The sequence below is a fragment of the Williamsia maris genome, assembly GCF_024171815.1.
Classification (GTDB): domain Bacteria; phylum Actinomycetota; class Actinomycetes; order Mycobacteriales; family Mycobacteriaceae; genus Williamsia_A; species Williamsia_A maris.
On sequence record NZ_JAMTCJ010000003.1, the window covers coordinates 727,470 to 746,882 of the forward strand.

The 19,413-nt window shown below is 68.2% G+C and carries 15 protein-coding genes; 7 read left to right on the plus strand and 8 right to left on the minus strand.

Annotated elements, in window-relative coordinates; translation table 11 throughout:
• Window positions 1–4: 4 nt before the first annotated feature.
• The 6 genes from iolB to LX13_RS16910 are packed head-to-tail and all read left to right on the plus strand — an operon-like array spanning window position 5 to window position 7,399.
• Window positions 5–910, plus strand: a complete 906-nt coding sequence (gene iolB / locus LX13_RS16885; RefSeq protein ID WP_253662805.1) for a 5-deoxy-glucuronate isomerase — start codon at window positions 5–7, stop codon at window positions 908–910.
• A gap of 34 nt (window positions 911–944) precedes the next feature.
• A complete protein-coding gene (gene iolD, locus LX13_RS16890; protein WP_372499927.1) occupies window positions 945–2,954 on the plus strand; it encodes a 3D-(3,5/4)-trihydroxycyclohexane-1,2-dione acylhydrolase (decyclizing) in 2,010 nt (669 codons plus the stop codon).
• Window positions 2,951–3,859: a sugar phosphate isomerase/epimerase family protein gene (locus tag LX13_RS16895; RefSeq protein ID WP_253662446.1), complete on the plus strand. Its 909-nt coding sequence runs from the start codon at window positions 2,951–2,953 to the stop codon at window positions 3,857–3,859. The genes iolD and LX13_RS16895 overlap by 4 nt, the downstream gene beginning before the upstream one ends.
• Window positions 3,860–3,887: 28 nt before the next feature.
• On the plus strand, window positions 3,888–4,976 hold the full coding sequence (locus LX13_RS16900; RefSeq protein ID WP_253662447.1) for a Gfo/Idh/MocA family protein: 1,089 nt from the start codon (window positions 3,888–3,890) through the stop codon (window positions 4,974–4,976).
• A 1-nt stretch (window position 4,977) separates the two neighbouring features.
• Complete coding sequence (locus tag LX13_RS16905) at window positions 4,978–5,853, plus strand: sugar phosphate isomerase/epimerase family protein (protein ID WP_253662448.1); 876 nt, start codon at window positions 4,978–4,980, stop codon at window positions 5,851–5,853.
• Between the two features lie 52 nt (window positions 5,854–5,905).
• Window positions 5,906–7,399, plus strand: coding sequence for a CoA-acylating methylmalonate-semialdehyde dehydrogenase (locus LX13_RS16910; RefSeq protein WP_253662449.1), 1,494 nt, complete (start codon window positions 5,906–5,908; stop codon window positions 7,397–7,399).
• A 67-nt stretch (window positions 7,400–7,466) separates the two neighbouring features.
• Here the strand turns inward: LX13_RS16910 and LX13_RS16915 are convergent, their stop codons facing one another.
• Both LX13_RS16915 and LX13_RS16920 read right to left on the minus strand, forming a co-directional pair.
• Entirely contained in the window at window positions 7,467–8,483 is a 1,017-nt protein-coding gene (locus tag LX13_RS16915) for a Gfo/Idh/MocA family protein (RefSeq protein ID WP_253662450.1), read from the minus strand.
• Window positions 8,484–8,559: 76 nt separating this feature from the next.
• Window positions 8,560–9,138: an Rv3235 family protein gene (locus tag LX13_RS16920; RefSeq protein ID WP_253662451.1), complete on the minus strand. Its 579-nt coding sequence runs from the start codon at window positions 9,136–9,138 to the stop codon at window positions 8,560–8,562.
• 159 nt (window positions 9,139–9,297) lie between these two features.
• Between LX13_RS16920 and LX13_RS16925 the strand changes: the two genes are divergently transcribed.
• Window positions 9,298–9,933: a DUF4232 domain-containing protein gene (locus tag LX13_RS16925; protein ID WP_253662452.1), complete on the plus strand. Its 636-nt coding sequence runs from the start codon at window positions 9,298–9,300 to the stop codon at window positions 9,931–9,933.
• A 123-nt stretch (window positions 9,934–10,056) separates the two neighbouring features.
• Here the strand turns inward: LX13_RS16925 and secA are convergent, their stop codons facing one another.
• The 6 genes from secA to mtrA form a co-directional block, all read right to left on the minus strand.
• Window positions 10,057–12,882 carry a preprotein translocase subunit SecA gene (gene secA / locus LX13_RS16930; protein WP_253662453.1) on the minus strand — a complete coding sequence of 942 codons (2,826 nt, stop codon included), beginning with the start codon at window positions 12,880–12,882 and terminating at the stop codon, window positions 10,057–10,059.
• Window positions 12,883–13,080: 198 nt separating this feature from the next.
• The gene (gene hpf / locus LX13_RS16935) at window positions 13,081–13,815 is read right to left on the minus strand and encodes a ribosome hibernation-promoting factor, HPF/YfiA family (RefSeq protein WP_253662454.1); all 735 of its coding nucleotides are present in this window, start codon (window positions 13,813–13,815) and stop codon (window positions 13,081–13,083) included.
• 394 nt (window positions 13,816–14,209) lie between these two features.
• Window positions 14,210–14,926: a ComF family protein gene (locus tag LX13_RS16940; RefSeq protein WP_253662455.1), complete on the minus strand. Its 717-nt coding sequence runs from the start codon at window positions 14,924–14,926 to the stop codon at window positions 14,210–14,212.
• 289 nt (window positions 14,927–15,215) lie between these two features.
• On the minus strand, window positions 15,216–17,003 hold the full coding sequence (lpqB, locus tag LX13_RS16945; protein ID WP_253662456.1) for an MtrAB system accessory lipoprotein LpqB: 1,788 nt from the start codon (window positions 17,001–17,003) through the stop codon (window positions 15,216–15,218).
• Window positions 16,996–18,624, minus strand: a complete 1,629-nt coding sequence (gene mtrB / locus LX13_RS16950; RefSeq protein ID WP_308214759.1) for an MtrAB system histidine kinase MtrB — start codon at window positions 18,622–18,624, stop codon at window positions 16,996–16,998. Before mtrB ends, lpqB begins: the two co-directional genes overlap by 8 nt.
• Complete coding sequence (mtrA, locus tag LX13_RS16955; protein WP_253662457.1) at window positions 18,621–19,307, minus strand: MtrAB system response regulator MtrA; 687 nt, start codon at window positions 19,305–19,307, stop codon at window positions 18,621–18,623. Before mtrA ends, mtrB begins: the two co-directional genes overlap by 4 nt.
• Window positions 19,308–19,413: the final 106 nt, after the last annotated feature.

Below are 19,413 nucleotides of genomic sequence, written 5' to 3' on the forward strand. Positions count from 1 at the left end.
CGGCGTGGACAGCAAGTACTACATCCCGGCGGGCAGCGCCACCGCTCCCCTGACCGTGGACGTCACACCCGAATCGGCAGGCTGGACCGAGTCCTCGCTGTTCGTCGTCGAACTGGGCGCCGGGGAGTCCATCACCCGCAGCAGCGGGGACGACGAGATACTCGTGGTCCCGCTCGCGGGTTCGGCGACCGTGTCGTGTGATGACCGCAGCTTCGAGCTCGCCGGGCGACCGAACGTCTTCTCCGGACCCACCGATTTCGTCTATGTCGGCAGGGATTCCAGCTACACCGTGACCGCAGACGGGAGCGGTGGCCGCTACGCCCTGTGCGGTGCGCGTGCGACGAACGAGCTCGACTTCCGGTACGTGCCGTCCGCGGACGTGCCCGTCGAACTACGCGGCGCGGGCAACTGCAGCCGTCAGGTGCACAACTTCGGTACCGCAGGCGCGTTCGAGGCCGACTCGATCATCGCCTGCGAGGTGATCACCCCGGGCGGTAACTGGTCGAGTTACCCCGCACACAAACACGACGAGAACACCGAACTGGAATCACAACTCGAGGAGATCTACTACTTCGAGATCGCCGACGGCCCCGCCGGCCCCGGGAGTCCGAACCCGCGCAGTCCCGGCTTCGGATACCACCGGGTCTACGGGACGCCGGAACGCCCGATCGAGGTGCTCGAGGAGGTCCGGTCCGGCGACGTGGTCCTGGTTCCACACGGTTACCACGGACCGTCGATCGCGGCCCCCGGCTACGACATGTACTACCTCAACGTGATGGCCGGACCGGGAGACGAACGAGCCTGGCGGATCTGCGACGACCCGTCGCACACCTGGCTCCGCGAGAGCTGGGAGCACCAGGCGGTCGACCCGCGCCTCCCGCTCCACCGGACACCGCACGAGAAGTCCTAGAACACACCACCACAACCGCGAGAAAGAGACAATCGTGGCACCGATCAACACCGGGCGCGCAGGCGGCATCACCGGAGTGCGCACACCCGAAGGTGAACAGACCATCCATCTGACGGTCGCGCAGGCAACCGTGAGGTTCCTCGCGAACCAGTACGTCGAACGCGACGGCGAGACGACCAAGTTCTTCGCAGGCTGTTTCGGGATCTTCGGACACGGCAACGTCGCCGGCCTCGGACAGGCGTTGTTGCAGAACGAGATCGACGACATCGACGCGGGGCGTGAACAGACCCTGCAGTACGTCCTGGGCCGCAACGAGCAGGCCATGGTGCACTCCGCCGCCGCCTTCGCACGGATGAAGGACCGCCTGCAGACGTGGGCCGTGTCGGCATCGGTCGGCCCCGGCTCGACCAACATGCTCACCGGTGCCGCTCTGGCGACGATCAACCGTCTGCCGGTCCTGCTCCTCCCCGCCGACACCTTCGCCACCCGCGCCTCCGCGCCGGTGCTCCAGGAGCTGGAACTCCCGTCGGCCGGCGACATCACCGTCAACGATGCGTTCAAGCCGGTGTCACGCTACTTCGATCGCGTCTGGCGCCCCGAGCAGCTTCCGGGCGCTCTCCTCGGCGCGATGCGGGTACTCACCGACCCGGTCGAGACCGGCACCGCAACCGTCGCCATCCCGCAGGACGTACAGGCCGAGGCCTTCGACTGGCCCGAATCGCTGTTCGCCCCGCGCACCTGGCACGTCGCGCGACCGCTGCCCGAGCGGTCGGTCATCGCCTCCGCGGCCGCGATCATCCGTTCGGCCAAGCGGCCGCTGATCGTCGCCGGCGGCGGTGTCATCTACAGCGGGGCAACCGAATCCCTGGATCGCTTCTGCGCTCGGACCGGCATCCCGGTCGGTCAGAGTCAGGCGGGCAAGGGATCGCTGCGCTACGACCATCCGCAGTCCGTCGGGGCCATCGGGTCGACCGGCACCACCGCAGCCAACGCCTTGGCCGCCGAGGCCGACGTCGTGATCGGCATCGGTACCCGCTACAGCGACTTCACCACAGCCTCCCGCACCGCGTTCACCGGTGACGACGTCACGTTCGTCAACATCAACGTGGCGTCGCTGGATTCGGTGAAACAGGGCGGATACAGCGTCGTCGCCGACGCACGCGAGGCGATCGACGCACTCGACGAGCTGCTCGCCGACCACGCCGTCGACGCCTCCTACCGCGAGCGGGTCGGCGTACTCGCCGCCGAATGGGACGCGACCGTGTCCTCGGTGTACGCACCGGGCACCACCGGTGTCAACGTCGCGACCGGCGAGGAGGCGTTGACGCAGAGCGAGGTCATCGGCCTGGTCAACGAGATCTCCGATCCGCGCGATGTCGTGGTGTGCGCGGCGGGCTCGATGCCCGGTGACCTCCACAAGCTGTGGCGCACACGTGATTCGAAGGGGTACCACGTCGAGTACGGGTACTCCTGCATGGGGTACGAGGTCGCAGGCGGCCTCGGCGTCAAGATGGCCTGCCCCGATCGCGACGTCTTCGTCATGGTCGGCGACGGTTCGTACCTGATGATGGCCACCGAGCTCGTGACGGCGGTCCAGGAGAACCTCAAGGTCATCGTCGTCCTGGTGCAGAACCACGGCTTCGCGTCGATCGGGTCACTGTCGGAATCGTTGGGGTCCCAGCGGTTCGGTACCGACTACCGCTACCGCGGCGGCGACGGCCGCCTCGACGGTTCGGTGCTGCCCATCGATCTGGCCGCCAACGCCGCATCACTGGGCGCCGACGTCATCCGCGCCACCACGGCGGCTGAGTTCGCCGACGCCATCAAGGTCGCCAAGGCGGCGACCACCACCACCGTCATCCATGTCGAGACCGATCCGCTGATCGGTGCACCCGACAGTGAATCCTGGTGGGACGTACCGGTCTCGGAGACCTCCACCCTCGATTCCACCCAGCAGGCCTACGCCACGTACCAGCAGTGGAAAGCCGTCCAACGCCCCTATCTGCGGCCGGCGACCGCTCCCGACGCCGACGGTGCGACGTGACGTCCACCATCCGCGTCGGCTCCGCACCCGACTCCTGGGGAGTCTGGTTCCCCGACGATCCGCACCAGACGCCGTACACCCGCTTCCTCGACGAGGTCGTCTCCGCGGGGTACCAGTGGATCGAGCTGGGCCCGTTCGGCTACCTGCCGACCGATCCCGCCCAACTCCTCGACGAACTCGGGTCGCGAGGGCTGAAGCTCTCGGCCGGAACGGTGTTCGAGCACCTGCACCGGGACGACGCGTGGGACGCCGTGTGGTCGCAGATCGAGGATGTCGCACAGCTGACGGCCGCCGTCGGCGGTGACCACGTGGTGGTCATCCCGGAGATGTGGCGGGATCCGGCCACCGGGGCGGTCCTCGAGGACCGCGTCCTCAGCGACGATCAGTGGCGCCGCAAGACCGACGGCATGAACCAGCTCGGCCGTGCGATGTTCGAGAAGTACGGCGTACGAGCGCAGTACCACCCGCATGCCGACAGCCACGTCGACACCGAGGAGCACATCTACCGCTTCCTCGAGAACACCGACCCGGAGTTCGTCAACCTCTGCCTCGACACCGGACACGTGAGCTACTGCGGTGGCGACAACCTCGCGATCATCACCGGGCACCCCGAACGGATCGGGTACCTGCACCTCAAGCAGGTCGACGAAGACGTGCGCGCCAAGGTCGCAGCCGACGATCTGCCGTTCGGCGAGGCGGTCCGACTCGGTGCGATGACCGAGCCGCCGCGAGGGATCCCGGACATGCCCCCGCTGCTCGAGGCGGTCGCCGACCTCGGCATCGACATCTTCGCGATCGTCGAGCAGGACATGTATCCCTGTGCCGTCGACACACCGCTCCCCATCGCCACCCGCACCCGGAAGTACCTGGGATCGTGCGGGATCCCTGCCGTCGGCTTCAGCTGACCCGTTCACGTCTGTAGGAGAAACACACATGTCTGACCGCACCACCGCCGAACTGCGTGTCGCCGTTCTGGGCGTCGGGATGATGGGCGCCGATCACGTCGAGCGCATCACCGGACGCATCAAGGGCGCGCGCGTCGCCGTCGTCAACGACTACCTGCACGACAAGGCCGAGACCATCGCCGCGGGTATCGACGGGTGCCGCGCCATCTCCGATCCGCTTGCCGCCATCGCCGATCCCGAGGTCGATGCGGTGCTGCTCGCGACCCCGGGTCCGACCCACGAGGCACAGCTGATCGCGTGCATCGAGCACGGGAAGCCGGTCCTCTGCGAGAAGCCGCTCACCACCGACGTCGCGACCTCGCTCGACATCGTCCGTCGCGAGGCGCAGTCGGGCACACCGCTCATCCAGGTCGGCTTCATGCGACGCTTCGACCACGAGTACAGCCAACTCAAGACCGCCATCGACGACGGCGTGTTCGGTCGAGTCCTGCTGGCGCACTGCGTGCACCGCAACCCTGCCGTCCCGCCGAGCTTCGACAGCTCGATGATCGTGAAGGACTCGCTCGTCCACGAGGTCGACGTCACCCGCTTCCTCTTCGACGAGGAGATCACCTCGGTCCACATCATCAAGCCGTCGGCGAACCCGAGCGCGCCCGCGGGCCTGCAGGATCCGCAGATCGCCTACTTCACCACCGAATCCGGTCGGCACATCGACGCCGAGGTCTTCGTGACCACCGGTGTCGCCTATGAGGTGCGCACCGAGGTCGTGGGCGAGAAGGGTTCTGCCTTCATCGGTCTCGACGTCGGCATGGTCCGCAAGTACAGCACCGGCGCAGCCGTCGGTGACGGTCGCTCGAGGGCCGGATCATGGGGAGGCGACATCACGCCGTCGTTCACCGAGCGCTTCGGGCAGGCATACGACACCGAGATCCAGCGGTGGGTCAACGCGGTCCGATCCGGGGTCAACGTCGACGGACCGGGTGCGTGGGACGGCTACGCCGCCGCGGCCGTGTGCGCAGCGGGCGTGCGGTCGCTGGATTCCGGCCGACCGGAGACCGTCGAGATGATCGATCGCGCTGACATCCACGCGGTCGCGGCATCGGTCAGTGGGGTGTGAGATGAAGATCGCACTCGATCCCACGCCGTTTCACCATTCACATTCGCTTCTCGAACTTCCCGCGGTGGTGGCCGAACTGGGCTACGACCACCTGCAGCTGACACCCCACGCCGACATGATCCCGTTCTTCAACCACCCCAAGGCCGACGACGCCCTGGTGGCGAAGTTCCGGAAGTCGTGCGCCGACGCCGGCGTCGGGATCGCGTCGGTGTTGCCGGTCCTGCGCTGGTCCGGCCCCGACGAGGACGCTCGCGAAGCTGCCGTCCGCTACTGGAAGCGCGCGATCCAGATCACCGTCGATCTCGGTGTGAACGTGATGAACACGGAGTTCTCCGGACGACCGGAGAAGGCCGAGGAGTCCGAGCGCGCGTTCTACCGGTCGATGGAAGAGCTCGTCCCGATCATCGAGCGCGAGGGCATCGACGTCCGGATCGACCCGCACCCGGACGACTTCGTCGAAGACGGCCTCGCCGCGATCCGCACGATCCGCGGCATCAACTCACCGAACTTCGGTCTGGTGTTCGTCGCGTGCCACAGCTTTCACATGGGCGGCAACATGGCCGAGATCATGACCGCCGCCGGTGACATGCTGCGACTCGTACACGTCGCCGACACCATGGATCACCACGCATCGCATGGGCTTCGGTACATCACGAACCCCCCGGGCAACGCCGTACGGGTACACCAACACCTGAAGATCGGCGACGGCGACGTCAACTGGGACGAGTTCTTCTCCACCCTCGGCCAGATCGGGTTCTACGACCGCGACGACACGGTGATGGTGTCGAGCGTCTTCGCCGAGAACGACAACGCACACGAGGTCTCGCGGTATCAGCTGCAGACCATGACCGATCACGTCGCCGAGCACAGTCGCTGACGCGCATCCGAAACACCCTCGTCCACTCCACATCCCGACAGGAACGCCGATCATGACCTCCACCATTTCCCACTGGATCAACAACAAGGGCTACCCCGGCACCAGCTCGGCGACCGCGCCGGTGACCAACCCGGCGACGGGCAAGGTCACCGGCGAGGTCGCCCTGGCCAACGTCGAGGACGCGCGCGCGGTGATCGACGCAGCCGCCGCGGCATTCCCCGCATGGCGCGACACCTCCCTGGCGAAGCGGGTACAGATACTCTTCGCGTTCCGGGAGTTGCTCAATGCACGCAAGGGTGAGCTCGCCGAGATCGTCACCTCCGAGCACGGCAAGGTCGTCTCCGACGCACTGGGCGAGGTGTCCCGCGGCCTCGAGGTCGTCGAATTCGCCTGCGGGATCCCACACTTGCTGAAAGGTGGCTTCACCGAGAACGCGTCGAGCAAGGTCGACGTCTTCTCCATCCGGCAGCCGCTCGGCCCGATCGGCATCATCTCCCCGTTCAACTTCCCGGCGATGGTCCCGATGTGGTTCTTCCCGGTCGCCATCGCGGCGGGCAACACCGTGGTGCTCAAGCCGAGCGAGAAGGACCCGTCGGCCGCGATCTGGATGGCCGAGCTGTGGGCCGAGGCGGGTCTGCCCGCCGGCGTGTTCAACGTGCTGCAGGGCGACAAGGTCGCCGTCGACGAGTTGCTGGAGAACAAGTCCGTCAAGTCGATCAGCTTCGTCGGCTCCACTCCGATCGCGCAGTACGTGTACTCGACCGGAACCGCGAACGGCAAGCGTGTCCAGGCCCTCGGCGGCGCGAAGAACCACGCCATCGTGCTGCCCGATGCGGATCTGGACCTCGCCGCCGACGCAATGGTCAACGCGGGCTTCGGCTCCGCCGGCGAACGCTGCATGGCGATCTCGGCATGTGTCGCCGTGGGTGACATCGCCGACGAGCTGGTGGCCAAGATCGCCGAGCGGGCGAAGACCATCGTCACCGGCGACGGGACGCGCAACTCCGACATGGGACCGCTTGTCACACAGGCACACCGTGACAAGGTCGCGTCCTACGTCGATGCGGGCGAGGCCGACAACGCCACGCTGGTCCTCGACGGTCGCACCGTGTCCCCGGACGGCGAAGACGGCGGGTTCTGGTTGGGGCCGACGCTGATCGACAACGTCACCACCGACATGAGCGTCTACACCGACGAGATCTTCGGACCGGTGCTCGCGGTTCTCCGGGTCGACACCTACGACGAGGCTCTCGAACTCATCAACGCCAACCCGTATGGCAACGGCACCGCCATCTTCACCAACGACGGCGGTGCCGCACGTCGATTCCAGAACGAGGTCGAGGTCGGCATGATCGGGATCAACGTCCCGATCCCGGTCCCGATGGCGTATTACAGCTTCGGCGGATGGAAGAACTCGCTGTTCGGCGACACCCACGCCCACGGTATGGAGGGTGTGCACTTCTTCACGCGCGGCAAGGCCGTCACCAGCCGCTGGTTGGATCCGTCACACGGAGGTCTGAACCTCGGGTTCCCGCAAAACGCCTGAGCCCTCCCCCACCCGACAACGCCGGCCGCATCGGATTCGATGCGGCCGGCGTTGTCGGTGGCGACGATCAGAGTTCGACGGTGACACCCTCGAGCGCGCTGCGGCGTGCGGCGGCGAGTACTTCGATGGTGGCGATGGCCTCGGATGCGGGGACCGGTTGCGGCGCTCCGGCGTCGACCGCCGCACCGAACTGCCGATAGAACTCCTGGTAGCACCCCTGCTCGGAGGGCACCGACCGCTTGCCGTCGTCGGTGTGCAGAACACCCCACCGACTCTCGTCCTCGTACCCCCAGCCGGCGGCGTCGTCGGCGGGACGTCGGCCGGCCTTGATCTGCCGGGTCTGCACGTCGGTACCGTTGCTCGTGAAGCTCCCGACGCTGCCGTAGACGCGCAGCGACCGTTCTTCGATGCGGTTGCACTTGCTCGACGACACCGTCGTATAGACCCCGGACTCGTGGGTCATCGACACCACGAAGCCGGCGTCGGTAGGACCATCGGCCTGATCGATCCAGTCCAGGTGCGCGGTGACACGGGCGACCGGGCCGAACAGCCAGATCATCTGGTCGAACAGGTGGGCTCCCATGTCACGCAGCAGGCCACCGGTGGGTCCGCCGTCGAGGCTGCCCGGCTCGTCGAGGTCGAAGCGCGACTCGACCCGCCAGACGTCACCCACCGACGGCAGCACGGCGGCGAGCGTCCGGATGTCGGCGTCCCACCGTCGGTTCTGGTAGACGCTCAACAGCACGCCCGCCTCCGCCGCAGCGGCGACGAGTTCGCGCGCACCGTCCGGATCGGGCGCGAACGGCTTGTCCGCGATGACGTGCACCCCGCGTCCGATCGCTTCGAGCACCAGCTCGCGACGCGTCTCCGGCGGCGTGGTGATGGTGACCGCGTCCACACCGGCGTCGATCAGTTCGGCCATCGAGTCGTACACGGCCAACCCCGGAACATCCTGCTGCGCTTGCTGTGTCCGTTCCGGGCTCCGCGTCACGACGCCGACGAGTTCGACACCCTCCGCCGCCACCACGTAGGGCACGTGGAACAGCCGTCCACCCGTTCCGTAACCGACCACTCCGATGCGCATCGACCGCTCCTCCATCATTTGTCCTGACATAAGGACAATAGGCGATTCCGGTACGGCTTCGCGGGCGTTCGGGACTTCAGGCGGTGGTCACGTTGACCAGCATCCATCGCAGCTCGGTGGTCCGCGGTCCGCCGGGAACGCCGGGGCGGACCCGGACCGGAACCCGCTGCACACGCGCCGCCATGGCCTTGACCCGGACACCCCGCGAGTACGTCGCCGACACCTCCGCGGCATCGGGGCCCGACCACTGCAGATGCACCCGCATCAGCGTCGCCGCGGGTGGACGGGCTCGGGGTGGGGCCGTGCTCACGGCCTGTGGCCGGGCGGACCACACCGACACCTGATCGACGATGTGGGGCGACGCCACCGAGGCCAGCTGCGCCACCGGCCGACGACGGTCGATGATCTCGAGCAGCATCGTCAGCGCGGACACCGCGAACGCGCGGGCCGACGGATCGACGCGGTCGGCGATCGGTCGCCCCGGCCGGGGGCCGTCCGGTGCGTGCGCGTGCGGTGCGACCGCGGCCGGACGTGGCCTCACCCCGGTCACCGACACCGGGTCGGGTTCGTATCGCGGGATCGGTGCGATCACGAGCGCACTGCTGCGCGTCGTCTCCCCCTCGGCAGACCCCACCTGCGTTCGGACACCCACCATGAACCCCACCCGTCGTCGAGACGACCCGGTGGACGAGGTCTCGTCACGGTTCCGGGATCGTGCACCACATCAGACGCAGCCCCACGCGATCCGGTTCCACATGGGGCAGATCACCCACGTTTCGCACACGGCCACCTTTTGCATAGCTAATCTATGTTCATGAGATCACGCATCGCTGTGCTCGCCGTACTCGCCGCCGCCGCGACAGGCACGCTGGCCGGTTGTTCCGCGGACACGAACGACAGCTCCGTCGCACCCTCGACCGTCGTGTCGACAGTGACGTCGACACCGGACGACACGTCGACAACCGTCAGGCCGCCGGACACGTCGTCCACCGGCCTGCCCGGCACCCGTACGCCGGTGAACTCCGCAGGCGCGCAACCATGCCGCGCCGCTGACCTGTCGGGCACCGTCACGAACCGGGGCCGCGGGGGTGGCACCGCCGGGTCGGAATACGGGACGCTCGCACTGACGAACATCGGATCCTCCGTGTGCACGCTGACCGGCTATCCGGGAGTCTCGTTCGTGGGCGACGGGAACGGAACACAACTCGGCGCAGCAGCTGTCCGGGACGGCTCGACAGTCGTAACGACCGCCATCGAACCGCGCGGCGTGGCGACAGCGCAGCTCAGGGTCGCCGAGGCCGGCAACTTCACCGGCTGCGACCAGGTCCGCGCCGACGGCCTGCGGATCTACCCACCCAACGATCGCGACGCCATCTTCGTCAGGACAACGGTGTTCACGGCCTGCCGATCCGGCGACGCCCAGCTGCTCACGATCGGAACTCTTCGCTAGCTCGGACCTTCCGCGACACGAATCCGCTCCCGCGACCGGGATTTCAGTCGCGGGAGCGGAATGTGGTCGCGGGAGCGCTGCTAACGCCTTCGGCGGCTAGCGCTTCTTGCGCGCCTTCGGCGGCTAGCGCTTCTTGCGCGCCTTCGGCGGCTTGGGCCCGGAGTTGCGGCCGTTCGATCGTGCGGCGGCACGACGTTCCCGTCGGGTCGCCGAGAGGCCCGCGGTGTCCTCGGCCTCACTGATCTGCTGGGTCCCGCCGTCCTCGGACGGTCCGGTGTAGACCAGGTCGGGCGTCTCGTCCTCGAAACCACGCGCCCGCAACGCCGTCGGGGCGGCCGACTTCGTCAAGCCGACAGCGCCCTGCGCCTCCTCGGTCGGCAGCGGACGCGGGGCGACCGGTGCGACCGCGGGGGCCGAAGCCGGTGCGGCCTGCGTGTCGGCGGGGTTGGTCTCGACGGCGACGTTGAACAGGAAGCCGACCGACTCCTCCTTCAGCCCCTCCAGCATCCCCGAGAACATGTCGAAGCCCTCGCGCTGGTACTCGACCACCGGGTCGCGCTGGGCCATCGACCGCAGATGGATGCCCTCGCGCAGGTAGTCCATCTCGTAGAGGTGGTCGCGCCACTTGCGGTCGAGCACGCTGAGCAGGATGGTCCGCTCGAGCTGCCGCATCGCGCCGTCGCCCGCGAGCCGTTCGATCTCGGCCTCGCGTGACTTGTAGGCCTTGTGGGCGTCGGAGGCCAACTTCTCGGCCAGCTCCTCGGCGGTGATGTCCTCGCGCTCGCCGAACTCGTTCTCCCCGACGATCTCCTTGTAGTCCAGTTCGATCGGGTAGAGCGTCTTCATCGCGTTCCACAGCTCGTCGAGATCCCAGTCCTCGACGTAGCCCTCGGCCGTCGCGCCGGTGACGTAGGCGGTGACGACATCGTCGATCATCCGCTGGACCTCGGCACTGTGGTCCTCGCCCTCGAGGATGGTGCGGCGCTCGCCGTAGATGACCTTGCGCTGCTGGTTCATCACCTCGTCGTACTTGAGGACGTTCTTGCGGACCTCGAAGTTCTGCTGCTCGACCTGGGTCTGCGCACTGCGGATGGCCTTGGTGACCATCTTCGCCTCGATCGGGACGTCGTCGGGCAGGTTGACTCGGTTCATGATCGACTCGAGCGCCGCGCCGTTGAAGCGGCGCATGAGCTCGTCACCCAACGACAGGTAGAACCGGGACTCGCCGGGATCACCCTGACGACCCGACCGGCCACGCAGCTGGTCGTCGATCCGGCGGGACTCGTGGCGCTCGGTGCCCAGGACGTAGAGACCGCCGGCCTCCTTGACCTTCTGCGCGTCGGCGGCGGCCTCGGCCTTCACCGCGGCGATCGCGTCGTCCCACGCGGCCTCGTACTCCTCCGGCGTGTCCACCGGATCGAGACGCTGCTTGCGCAGCCGGACGTCGGCGATGACGTCCGGGTTGCCGCCGAGCACGACGTCGGTGCCACGACCGGCCATGTTGGTGGCGACGGTGACCGCGCCGGACCGACCGGCCTCGGCGATGATCTGCGCCTCCTGCTCGTGGAACTTGGCGTTGAGCACGGTGTGCTTGATCCCGCGCTTGGTCAGCAGACGCGACAGGTACTCCGAGCGCTCGACGCTGGTGGTACCGATCAGGACCGGCTGCCCCTTCTCGTTGCGCTCGGTGATGTCGTCGACGACGGCGGCGAACTTGGCCTCTTCGGTCTTGTAGATGAGGTCGGTCTTGTCGGCACGGACCATCGGCTTGTTCGTCGGGATCGGCAGCACGCCCAACTTGTAGATCTGGTCGAGCTCGGCGGCCTCGGTCTGGGCCGTACCGGTCATGCCGGCCAACTTCTCGTACATGCGGAAGTAGTTCTGCAGGGTGATCGTGGCCAGCGTCTGGTTCTCGGGCTTGATCTCGACGCCCTCTTTGGCCTCGATGGCCTGGTGCAGGCCCTCGTTGAAGCGCCGACCGTCCAGCACGCGGCCGGTGAACTCGTCGACGATGAGGACGTCACCGTTGCGCACGATGTAGTCCTTGTCGCGCTCGAACAGTTCCTTGACCTTGATCGCGTTGTTCAGGTAGCTGACCAGCGGTGAGTTCGCGGCCTCGTAGAGGTTGTCGATGCCGAGCTGGTCCTCGACGAACTCGACGCCCTCCTCGTGCACACCGATGGTCTTCTTGCGGATGTCGACCTCGTAGTGGGTGTCCTTCTTCAGCTGCGGGGCGATCCGCGCGAACTCCGTGTACCACTTGCTCGAACCGTCGGCGGGGCCCGAGATGATCAACGGGGTACGGGCCTCGTCGATGAGGATCGAGTCGACCTCGTCGACGATCGCGTAGGCGTGCCCGCGCTGCACGAGGTCGGCCAGCGAGTGCGCCATGTTGTCGCGCAGGTAGTCGAAGCCGAACTCGTTGTTGGTGCCGTAGGTGATGTCGGCGTTGTAGGCCACGCGCCGCTCGTCGGGGTTCATCCCGGTCAGGATGACCGCGGTCTCCAGACCGAGGAAGCGGTGCACGCGTCCCATCCACTCGGCGTGGAACTTCGCGAGGTAGTCGTTGACGGTGACGACGTGGACGCCCTCACCGGTCAGCGCGTTCAGGTACGCGGGCAAAACACAGGTCAGGGTCTTGCCCTCGCCGGTCTTCATCTCGGCGATGTTGCCGAAGTGCAGCGCCGCGCCGCCCATGATCTGGACATGGAACGGCTTCTGCTGCAGCACGCGCCAGGCCGCCTCGCGGGCGACCGCGAAGGCCTCGGGCAGCATCTCGTCGAGGGTGTCGCCGTCGATGTAGCGCTGCTTGAACTCGGCGGTCTTCTCGCGGAGCTCCTCGTCGGTCAGCAACTCGATCTCGTCGGAGAGTGACTCGACGTGAGTCGCGATCGCGTCCAGACGTTTGACCATCCGGCCCTCGCCGATTCGCAGCATCTTGTTGAGCACTGTTTGCTTCCTCGATCCGTCGTCTGCGCCCTTGTGCGGCCTGGGCACGCCCGCATGGTTCCTCAGCGCACGCGGGGCATGGGTGTACGCCGGGCGTCGCTGTCTCGGAGTACATGGTAGGTCACCGGACGACGCCGACCGCCGAGCGCAGCGTGGGAGCTGTTTCTCGGCGGCCGGCGGTCGTGGCTGTCCCTCGGGTCAGGCCAGGCGGAGCAACCCGTAATCGAAGGCGTGACGGCGGTAGACCACCGACGGCCGGTCGCTCTCCTTGTCGTGGAACAGGAAGAAGTCGTGTCCGACGAGCTCCATCTCGTAGAGGGCGTCGTCGACGGTCATGGGCACGGCCTCGTGCTCCTTGACGCGGACCACCTGTCCGGGGCCGTCGGACTCGGGCACCTCGGCGGCCCAGTCCGGTTCGGCCGGGGCCTGGGCCTGACCGTCGAGGGTCGGGTCGATGTCGGCCGTGGCCTCGGCGACGGAGATCGGGGTCCGCAGTCCGTGATGGACCTTGCGCCGATCCTTGGTGCGGCGCAGTCGGGACTGCAGCCGGTCCACCGCGATCTCGAGCGCCGCGTAGAAGTTCTCCGCACACGCCTCGGCGCGCACCACCGGTCCGCGACCCCGCGCGGTGATCTCGACCCGTTGACAGACCTTCGACTGTCGTCGGTTGCGTTCGTGGTAGAGCTCGACGTCGAAGGCGAAGATCGAGGGGTCGTAGCGCTCGACGCGTGCGAGCTTGTCGCCGACGTGCACCCGGAAGTGTTCGGGCACCTCGACGTTGCGACCGGTGACGACCACCGTCGCATCGGGGATCGCAGGGCTGTCCGCCTCCGACGAGTCGACCGGGCGAACGAACGCCGATCGTCGGTCGAACGGGTCGGCGTCGTGGCGCGAATCGGTGGTGGCGGATGTGGCGTGGGTGGTTGTCGACACTCGAAGAACCTCCTGGTTTGGGGTGATCGTCCGTCTCCGGTCACCGGGGGGTCGGCACATGAGTTCCGCGCCGGATCCCCGTGGGGAGAACGGGTCGTGGTCAATGCCAACGGCGCACGTATTCGTAGATGAAATCGGTTGCACCGCAATGACACCTCTGATGGGAGTGGCCTCACCTCCAAGGGTTGCCGGTTGACTCCTGTGGCCTGCCGGCATCACTGCCGACGGCCGCGGTACCGCGGTTGGTCCGCGGTGCCCGATGACCTCCGACCGTAGTCGCAACAGCGGGGCGTCGCCATGATTTGGGCATCAACATTTCATCAAGCCTTCATTTCGTTCTCGCTGCGTGTCGGTCACGGGAGCGATGGTGCAGACGGGCGCCGCGGGTACCGCCTCACGCGCCCGCGATGACGAGCACGGCGTCGACCCGCACGCCGACGCCAGCGAGCACCCGGATGGATTCGCTCGCGGTGGCGCCGGTGGTGAGCACGTCGTCGACGAGGACGACCGCGGCGTGCGGATGTGTCGCCGCGGTGGGCCGACGTGCACGGGGGCGCACCGCGACGGCGTGGTCGAGGTTGTCGACGCGGTCGCGCGCCGACAACCCGGCCGAGTCGCGGGCCCACATCGAGGTACGCAGCATCGGGGCGACGCGGACCCGGGCGCCCAGTCTCGACGCGGCGTCGGACGCGATGGCCGTGACAGGGTCGCCGCCGCGTCGGCGCGCCGACCACATACGGGTGGGAGCGGGGACGAGCACCAGCTCGGTCGCCTCGGCGGGCAGCTCCGACCAGGCCGCCAGACGCACGAGACCGTGTGCGAGCGCCGACCCCAACGGAGCGACGAGGTCGCGGCGACCGTGTTCCTTCAGCTCCAGGACCGCGCTGCGCATCGGGCCGCGGTATCGCCCGAGCGCCCACGCGCCGACCGGTGGCGGCACCCGGGGCGTGAGCACGATCGGGTCGTCGTGCGCCACGTCGTCGCAGGACCGACACCATCGTGTGCCGGGACGGCCGCACCCGCCGCAGAGCAGCGGCACCACCAGGTCAGCGCCGGCGCGGGCCACCTGCCACGCGCCGTCGAGCCACGTCCGGGCGGTCGGTGACGGCACGGGTCGATGATCGCGCGTCCGACGTCGCGGAGTCTCCACCGGCGCCGGGGCGCAGGGTGGTTGTCCACCGGTGTGGGTCGATCCCCACCCGCCGACCGTGCCGTAATCACCCGCCGACCGTGCCGTAATCACTCGCCGACCGTGCCGTAATCACTCGCCGACCGTGCCTTTGCGTCCCGTCGCGCGTGTGATCGCAGTCCGTGGACCGGTAACCGCACGCTCGGCAGGTCGTTCGGCACGGTCGGTAGGTCGTTACGGCACGCTCGGCGGAAGGCAGGCCCGCGTCAGGTCACTGCGGCAGAACGGGGATGGACTGCGAGCCCATGGTCGGGGCGACCTCGTTCCAGTACTGGTCCGGCTCACCGTTGGTGCTGCCGAGCTGCAGGATGCCGCGGCTGTCAGCGGCGTACAGCGTCGAGTTGTCCCCCACCACCGCGGTGACCGGCGGCGTGAGGTTGCCGCTGAGCAGACCCACCGCGGGTGTCCCGTCGATGCTGACCTGGACGACCGGGGTGTCGGTGGTGTTGCGGGCGACCACGACGGTGTCGCCGGAGATCCAGTCGAGCGAGACCGCCTGCCCGGCGATGTTGAACGCCGCGTCGCGCGCGCCGGTCAACGACACCGCGCCGTCGGTCGCGGTCGAGACCACGGCCAGCACGGTCTTGCCCCCGACGATCGCCGCGACGCGGGCCCCGTCGCGGGAGACCCGTAGCTCGGTGATGACGCCGCGGGCCACCGTGGACATGGCGTCGGAGTCGACCACCACCGGCGCCTGCACGGTCCCGGTCGCGTCGCGGGACCACCGCAGCACGCGGCCGTCGACAACCGCCCAGATCGTGTCACGGTCGGGGCCGAACGACGGACGGGAGATGACGGTGCCGGTGGCCATCGTCGTCGCGACGCCGCCGTAGTCACCGACCTGCAGCGCCTGCGCCGCGGCGGGCGGGGGTGCGGTGTTGCGGGTGACCGCGGCGACCCGGCCGCCGTCGGTCGAGATCGTCGCCGACAGCAACGCATTCGAGGTGCCGAGCGGTCCCGCGATCGGGATGAGCCGCCCGCCGTCGACACGATCGAGTGCGCCGGCGCGGATCACGTGCAGACCGAGCGTCGACTGCGCCGCGTCGGTGGGATCGAGCGACGCGACGTCGGTGGTCCGCCATCCGCTCGAGTACCGGTCGTTGAGCGGAGCACCGTCGGCGTCGATGACGAAGGGGCCGGGCACGTCCGACTTGTTCAGAGTCCAGATCAGTTGCGCCGCGAGCAATGTCCTGTTGCGTTCGGCCAACGAGCTCAGTCCGGTCAGTTCGATCCGGACGCCCCCGGTCGACGTGGTCTCGATCGAGCCCCGCAGCGCGGCGCCCGCGGGGAACTCGGTGACCACCGCACGGGCGAGCTCGTCCGACGGCCCCGCCACCAGCAGGTCGACGAGCTGGTCGGAGAAGTCCTCGCCGGTGGAGTAGAGCCACCGCGGGTCGGCGACCAGGTACTCGCCGGAGGCGCTGGGATAGAACAGGTCCCGCGGTCGGTAGCTCGACGTGAACTGCGTCCGGTCGATCATCACCCCGCTGGGCAGGGCCCCGTCGATGCGCCACTGACCGTCGACGAGCACCATCGACAGCCGGCTCTCCACCCGACCGGTCGCGGGGACCAGATGACCGTTGGACTGCAGGGTCCCGGCGTTGTCGCCGATGATCCGCGCGGTGAACGTGCTGTCGGTCCTGGCGTCGGTGAGCACGTTGATCTGGCTCAGGATCAGCGCGCCGCCACGGTCGTCCCAGGCGTCCGACGCCGAGCTGGTGAGGTACTGGCGCGCGGCGAGATGTCCCGAACTCGGGTTCGCCGTCGCCTTGAGGAAGTCGCGCACCAACGACTCGGGGTCCATGCCGGGACGTGGGGTGGGGACGTTGACCGCGGGCGCGCGACGCTCCAACGACCCGATGGGCTGCGGACTGGAACTGGTGGGGATCGAGACGCAACCGCTGAGACCGGTGACGACCACGCACAGCAGGATCAGCACCGTCCACCGACCACGCCGTGCGGTCACCGAGGGTCGGGGGCCGCCGCGGTGCTCACTCACGGCCGTTCACCTTACGCGCGCCAACAGGCTTGAGCGGCAACGGACTTCCCAGGACCTTGTGGCCGCGGACGAGAGGCAGGGTGAGCCGGAACGACGCACCCTTGCCCGGCTCTCCCCACGCCTCGAGACGTCCCTGGTGCAGGCGGGCGTCCTCGATGCTGATGGCCAGGCCGAGGCCGGTGCCACCCGAGCGGCGGAACCGCGACGGGTCCGACCGCCAGAACCGGTTGAACACCAACTTCTCCTCGCCGGGGCGCAGTCCGATCCCGCGGTCGCGCACGGTGATCGCGACGGCGTCGCCGTCGGAACGCATGGTCAGGGTCACCGGGCGCTGCTCGCCGTGGTCGATGGCGTTGGCCATCAGGTTGCGCAGGATCCGCTCGACGCGGCGCGGATCGATCTCGGCGAGCACCGGCTCCTCGGGCAGGTCGAGCACCAGCGGGGTGTCGGTGTCCTCGGCGAGGTGGCGCACCGTCGCCAACGCGCCGTCGATGGGGATGCTCATGCTGACGCGCTCGGCGGCGAGTTCGGCGACACCGGCGTCGTGCCGGGAGATCTCGAGAAGCTCGCCGAGCAGTGTCTCGAAGCGGTCGAGTTCCTTGTTGAGCAACTCGACCGACCGCTTGCGTATCGGGTCGAGGTCCTCGCGGCCGTCGTAGAGCACGTCGCTGGCCATGCGCACGGTGGTCAGCGGCGTGCGCAGTTCGTGGCTGACGTCGGAGGTGAACTGCCGCTGCAGTCCGCCGAACTCCTCGAGGTGGGTGATCTGTTTGGACAGGCTCTCGGCCATGTCGTTGAACGACATGGCCAGGCGCGCCATGTCGTCCTCACCGCGCACGGGCATTCGTTCCTTGAGACGGCCGTCGGCGAAGCGCACCGCGATCCGTGACGCCGACCGGACCGGGATGACCACCTGCCGCGACACCAGCATCGCGATCGCCGCGAGCAGACCCAGCAGGACGAGCCCACCGGTGAAGATGGTGCCGCGCACCAGCGACACCGTGCTCTCCTCGTTGGTCAGCGGGAACACGAGGTACAGCTCGAGCCCGCTGATGCCCGACGAGGTCGGGGTGCCGACGATCAGCGCAGGCGTCTTCTGTCCCGTCGACCCCTCGACCGACGAGTACTGGTAGGCGATCTGTCCGGCGCGCACCATCCGGCGCAGGGTGTCCGGGATCTCCTCGATCGGGCCGACCGAGGCGGTGTCCTGCGGTCCCCCGCCCTGCACCAGCAGGACGGTGTCGAAGGTGCCGACGACGCCCGAGGCCGGGGTGGTGTCGACGTCGCGGTCGGTGAGGATCGAGCGCGTCTGGCGCAGTCGGTTCTGGATCGAGGCGTTGGCGTCACCGCCGGAGAGGTCACGCTCGACCGAGGTGCGCGCACGATCGATCTCCTCGGTGGCGGCCCGCAGTTTGAGGTCGAGCAGTCGGTCGGTGATCTGACTGGTCAGCACGAACCCGAGGATCAGCAGGACGACGAACGACAGCACCATCGTCGAGACGACGACGCGCAGCTGCAGTGAGCGGCGCCAGATCCGTCCGACGAATCGGCCCGCCGTCGACCACCTCCGCAGGGCACGCGGGAAGGTGGGGTTGATCCTGCGACGAGACCGTCCGATCACGGCGGGCCGGCCTTGTAGCCGACCCCTCTCACCGTCAACACGACCTCCGGGTTCTCCGGGTCGAGCTCGACCTTGGCGCGCAGCCGCTGCACGTGGACGTTGACCAGACGGGTGTCGGCCGGGTGGCGATATCCCCACACCTGCTCGAGCAACACGTCACGCGTGAAGACCTGACGCGGCTTGCGCGCCAGGGCCACGAGGAGGTCGAACTCGAGCGGGGTCAGCGAGATCTGGTTGCCGTCGCGGGTGACCTTGTGGGCAGGCACGTCGATCTCGATGGGCCCGATGGACAGCAGCTCGGCGGGCTCGTCGTCGGTGCGACGCAGCCGCGCGCGGACGCGCGCGACGAGCTCCTTGGGCTTGAACGGCTTGACCATGTAGTCGTCGGCGCCGGACTCGAGGCCCAGGACGATGTCGACGGTGTCGCTCTTGGCGGTCAGCATCACGATCGGCACGCCGGAATCCGCACGCAGCACGCGGCACACGTCGATGCCGTTCATACCGGGCAGCATCAGGTCGAGGAGCACGAGATCGGGTCGGATCTCACGGACCGCGGCCAGCGCCTGGGTGCCGTCGCCGACGACGAACGGCTCGAAACCCTCGCCGCGCAGCACGATGGTGAGCATCTCGGCTAGTGCCGCGTCATCGTCCACGACGAGAATCCTGGGCTTCATGACCCCCATGGTGACACCGACGACGGTGAACATGCGGGTGGCGCGCCGAGGTCCACACCGGCCCTGACCGGCGCGTCCGGCGCCGGCGACGTCGAATGTCGCGCCGTGCTGACTA